The sequence below is a fragment of the Enterobacter sp. K16B genome (assembly GCF_020216105.1).
Classification (GTDB): Bacteria; Pseudomonadota; Gammaproteobacteria; order Enterobacterales; family Enterobacteriaceae; genus Enterobacter; species Enterobacter sichuanensis.
Genome location: NZ_JAIWJZ010000078.1, coordinates 1 through 3,640, shown reverse-complemented (window position 1 = coordinate 3,640; position 3,640 = coordinate 1). Strand labels below are relative to the sequence as shown.

The 3,640-nt window shown below is 56.2% G+C and carries 4 protein-coding genes; 3 read left to right on the top strand and 1 reads right to left on the bottom strand.

Translation table 11 applies throughout. The annotated features are described in order from the left end of the window. The first annotated feature begins 96 nt into the window (after window positions 1-96). From LDK53_RS14870 to LDK53_RS14860, 3 genes are all read left to right on the top strand, one after another. Entirely contained in the window at window positions 97-1,083 is a 987-nt protein-coding gene (locus tag LDK53_RS14870) for an aldo/keto reductase (protein WP_225287476.1), read from the top strand. Between the two features lie 46 nt (window positions 1,084-1,129). Next, window positions 1,130-2,311, top strand: a complete 1,182-nt coding sequence (locus LDK53_RS14865; protein WP_225287475.1) for an aldo/keto reductase — start codon at window positions 1,130-1,132, stop codon at window positions 2,309-2,311. A gap of 65 nt (window positions 2,312-2,376) precedes the next feature. Beyond that, window positions 2,377-3,321, top strand: coding sequence for an SMP-30/gluconolactonase/LRE family protein (locus tag LDK53_RS14860; protein WP_225287474.1), 945 nt, complete (start codon window positions 2,377-2,379; stop codon window positions 3,319-3,321). A 51-nt stretch (window positions 3,322-3,372) separates the two neighbouring features. On the opposite strand, the gene LDK53_RS14855 is transcribed toward LDK53_RS14860, so the two are convergent. Beyond that, window positions 3,373-3,640 (bottom strand): aldo/keto reductase (locus tag LDK53_RS14855; RefSeq protein WP_225287473.1); only part of this gene is annotated, 268 nt, incomplete at its 5' end.

The following is a 3,640-nucleotide window of genomic DNA, read 5'->3' as shown; positions in this document are numbered from 1 at the left end:
ATCGCCTCTCACTGAACACGTTGTGCTTCGTTATTCTTGAAAATTATGCGCTCTGGCCGTCGGTCAGGGCGGAACATTCACCTAACGGAGCCGTGTATGAACTATACGCATCTTGGCCGCACCGGCCTGAAAGTCAGCCGCCTTTGTCTCGGAACCATGAATTTTGGTGACGTCACCGACGAGAAAACCAGCGCCCTCATTCTGGATGAAGCGCTTGAGGCGGGTATAAATTTCATTGATACAGCAGACGTGTATGGCACTGAACAATCACCCGATATCCAGCAAGGCTCGGGGCTGTCCGAAGAGATTATTGGTCGCTGGCTCCAGCAGGGTGGCCGGCGAGACAGTATCGTTCTGGCGACGAAAGTGTATCAGCCAATGGGGCCAGGTCCGAATGATCGCCGTCTTTCTGCTTACCATATTCGCAAGGCCTGCGAGGACAGTTTGCGACGGCTTAAGACCGACCATATTGACGTCTATCAGATGCATCACATCGATCGCTATACGCCATGGGAAGAGATCTGGCAGGCCATGGAACTCCTTGTTCAGCAGGGAAAAGTGCTTTATATCGGTAGCAGCAATTTCGCGGGCTGGGACATTGCGACTGCGCAGTCAGTTGCTACGGCCCGTCATTCCCTTGGCCTGGTTGCTGAGCAAAGTCTCTACAATCTGACTGCCCGAACTGTTGAGCTGGAGGTCATTCCCGCATGCCGCCATTTTGGCCTGGGATTGATCCCCTGGAGCCCACTTGCCGGAGGGTTGCTTGGCGGCGCACTGAAAAAGATGGCAAGCGGGCGCCGTGCAAGGCCCGCGTTTGCCCGTCTAATTGAACAACACCGTCCTCAGCTGGAAGCCTACGAAGGATTATGTGAGGACCTCGGCGAAACCCCTTCCGATGTGGCGCTTGCGTGGCTCCTGCAGAATCCTGTCGTTACTGCTCCACTTATCGGGCCTCGTACGGTCGAACAACTCCATCAGGCGCTTCACGCAACGACAATCACGCTATCAGACGACACCATGAGCTGTCTCGACGAAATCTGGCCCGGACCCGGGGGAGAAGCGCCCCAGGCTTATGCCTGGTAATCACCAAATTAATGAATCCTTTCTTCGCTTTAGGGAGTCCTAGTTTATGAGCAAGATGATGCATGACCAGCATTCTGCTTCTGTACCCGCTTCCCGGGATCGTCGCAATTTTCTGATCGCCGGCGCCGGTCTGGCGTTGGCCGCTAGTACTCTTGGCAGTAGCGGAGCAGTGATGGCGAACCCGGCTGGTCAGGACACGTCGAACGCCCCTTCGGATGCTGTTCCCGTCCAGAAGGAGACCTTAACCACGCGTAAACTCGGCTCGCTGGAGGTATCCAGCATGGGACTCGGGTGTCTGCCTATGGTGGGGTATTACGGCGGTGGTCCGCGCGATCGTAAAGCCATGGTTTCGCTCATCCGGGCCGCCTTCGAACAATGCATTACGTTCTTTGATACTGCCGAGGTGTATGGTCCCCATCTCAGTGAAGAATTTGTCGGGGAAGCACTGGCCCCCGTTCGCGATCGTGTGGTGATTGCCACTAAGTTCGGTTTCGGCGTGGAGGAGGGGAAGCCAACCTCCCTCAACAGCCATCCTGACCATATCCGCCGCGCCGTAGAGGGTTCGCTAAAGCGTCTGAAAACGGACCACATCGATCTGCTTTATCAACATCGCCCCGATCCGAATGTGCCGATTGAGGATGTGGCGGAAACCGTGAAGGCGTTGATCCAGGAGGGTAAAGTGAAACACTGGGGATTGTCGGAAGCGAGTGCCAGGACAATCCGCCGCGCACATGCGGTACTCCCTGTGACTGCAGTACAGAGTGAGTATGCCATGTGGTGGCGTGAACCGGAGACACGGATATTTCCAACGCTCGAAGAGCTGGGTATCGGCTTTGTACCTTACTGCCCGACCGCCCGGAGTTTCCTTGCCGGGGCAGTCAATCCAAGCCAGCGGTTCGACAGCACCGATCGGCGGCATAACCTGCCACGCTTCCAGCCCGATGCACTGGCCAAAAACATGGTGCTGCTTGAATTCGCGCAGTCGTGGGCCCGTCGCAAAAACACCACTCCGGTTCAGTTCGCGCTGGCCTGGGTGATGGCGCAGCGGCCCTGGATTGTCCCTATCCCGGGTACGACGCAATATCCGCACCTAATAGAAAACAGCGGTGCACCGCAACTCCGGTTGACGGACAGCGAGCTACGCGAAATCGATGCGGCGCTTGCCAAAATCCCATTGCAGGGCGGTCGCGCCGATCCGTTTACCGAAAGTCAGTTTGATAAAAATTAATACCTGCTGTCACAGGGAGACTGCAGGTAAAGTCTCCCTCAGTGCTATTGCCGGGGATAAACCACATGAATGGACTAAATCATAACGCGCTTACCCACAGTGCCGTCCCCATACCGCCCTGCGAGCGTTCTCTTCAGACCGTGGAGGCCCAGCCGTACTTCAGCGTTTCAGAGGCGTCGCTCGTGCTCGAAGGGGCTGTGTTCGATCGGAACAATAACCTGCTGTTTGTTGATGTGGCGACGGGACGCGTGTTTAAGCTCACCCCGGAGCGGCAGCTTTCCATTGTCCTTAAGGAGAATACATTCGGTGCTTCCGGCCTGGCGGTACACAAAGATGGACGGATCTTTATTGCGTCGGTGGGCGATATGCAGCGAGGTTCAGTCCGGGCTATCGAACCCGACGGCACCCGTGAGCAGATGGTTGTTGCTCCTGATGCTGGATTTCTTGTCAACGACCTGGTCTTTGATAATCAGGGCGGATTTTATTTTACTGACAGCCGGGGAAATTCAGCCGATCCACAGGGTGGGGTGTTCTACGTTAGTCCCAACGTCGGGTCAATTCATACCATCCTGCCTGGACTCGCGGTCGGGAACGGCATAGCGATTGACTCCGCCGGCTCTCAGATATGGGCCACAGAACACGCTAAAAACAGGCTTCATCGAATAAGATTGTCAGACGCCACCACGATTGCCCCCTTTGGTTCGGTTGTTACCTATCAGTTCACCGGGCCGGCTCCAGATGGGGCCCGTGTCGACAGCGAAGGCAATGTATATGTGGCCATCTCAGGCCAGGGGCGCGTCATGGTCTTCAACCGCAACGGACTGCCGATTGGGCAAATTGTGCTGCCTGACCGCGACAAAGGTCGTAACCTTAAATCGACAAGCCTGGCGATCCGACCCGGACATCACGAGTTGTTCATTGTCACCAACAGCGGGAACGAACCTGGTGGAGCGATGATTTTTCGATCGGGCGCATTCGCGCCGGCACCGCTTCCCTTTTCACATCAGTGACCGGGCATGAGTGTCCTGGGGGACCCGGCAACGCCGGGCCAGGGTAGGGCATTAACAGTCCTGTATTGCTGAAGGCGGCGTGAGTGAAGGTGGCGTATCCGGAAGCGGGGGAATGATCCCGTCGACGGGGTGCGGCAGATAGAGTGCCTCGAGTTCCGTGATTTCGGCATCGCTAAGTGAAAAGTCCAGCGCGCTGATAGCCGTGGAAAGATGTTCTGGTTTCGTCGCGCCGATGATCGGTGCTGTGATGACCATTTTTGATAGCAACCAGGCAATTGCAACATGGGCTCTAGGCACATGGTGCTTTTCAGCAATGCTG